Annotated in this window: 1 protein-coding gene; it reads right to left on the bottom strand. The window is 69.3% G+C overall.

Annotated elements, in window-relative coordinates:
- Positions 1–1,257, bottom strand: a 1,257-nt coding sequence (locus ACTMTI_RS56845) for an ATP-binding protein (protein WP_441129405.1), incomplete at its 3' end; no start/stop codon positions are given.
- Positions 1,258–1,262: the final 5 nt, after the last annotated feature.

Below are 1,262 nucleotides of genomic sequence, written 5' to 3'. Positions count from 1 at the left end.
GATCGCCAGCAGGGCGTCAACCCACAGTGCGGTGATACGCGTCCGGGTCCGCGCCGGCACGAGGTCGAGGCCATGATCCAGCCAATGCCTGCCCTCGGTCAAAGCTCCGGCCAGCAGCCAGAAGGCTCCAAGCCGGGTGGCCATGTTCAGGCCGCCTTCAGCCGAGGCCGGACTGCTGTAGAAGAACTCCAGGGCGGTACGCACGTTGGGCAACTCGGCCTGCAGGATGCGGAAGCTCTCGAGCTGGTCGGGGCCGAGCCGGTCGATCGACTGCCGTTCGGCCAAGGACCGGTAGTGAGCGCAGTACCGCTCGCGCAGCAACTTCTCATCGTGGGAGGTCAGGCGTTGACGCCCGTAGGCGCGCAGGGTGTCCAGCAACCGGTAGCGCATGCCTGTCGCGGACGGCCGGGCCGACAGGATCGAGTGGTCCACCAAGGCGGCGATCACATCGACGATATCCTCGGCGGCGATGCCGGCACCGGAGCACACTTCCTCGGCCGTCTCCAGATCGACGCCACCCGGGAAGACCGAAAGGCGCCCCCATAGCCGCCGTTCGGCAGGTGAGCACAGCCGGTAGCTCCAATCGATGATGGCACGCAGGCTCTCGTGGAATGCGGCGGACGGCGATGAGCTGTGGCCGGCCAGGCCGGTACGGTCGTCCTCCAGCTCCCGCTCGAGCTGCTCCAGGGGGCAAGCACGCAGACGCGCCGCGGCCAGTTCGATGGCCAGCGGGATGCCGTCCAGCCGCCGGCAGATGCGGGCGAGCACCGGAATCGTGGTGGCATCGATCTTCAGGCCGACCTCGGCGGCGACAGCCCGCTCGATCAGCAGCCGCACCGCATCACTGCGGGCGATCTCGCGCACCGGCGCGTGCTGGTCGGCGTACGGCAGCGGTCCGATTGCCAGCACATGCTCGCCGAGCACGCCCAAGCGATGCCGGCTGGTCGTCATGACGCGCACGCGGGGAACCGCGCCCAGCAGCCACTGCGTCAACTCCGCGCACGCGTGCACCAGATGTTCGCAGCCGTCCAGCACCAGCAGCATCCGCTTGTCGACCAGGTGCTCCGCCAGAAGCGGCCGTACCGGCCGGTCGAGGTCCCTCACTCCCAGCGCGGCGGCCACCGCCGGGGCGAGCAGATCGTCATGCGTGAGTGGGTGCACTTCCACGACCACCACTCCGTCGCGAAACCGCGACCGCAACGCGTGGGCGGCGTGCAACGCCAGCCGGGTCTTGCCGACCCCTCCCGGACCGGTCAGCGTCA

The sequence above is a fragment of the Nonomuraea sp. H19 genome, assembly GCF_052068215.1.
Lineage (GTDB): Bacteria > Actinomycetota > Actinomycetes > Streptosporangiales > Streptosporangiaceae > Nonomuraea.
Note: the sequence above shows the minus strand (reverse complement) of the source record. Positions and strands in the feature narration are given on the sequence as shown.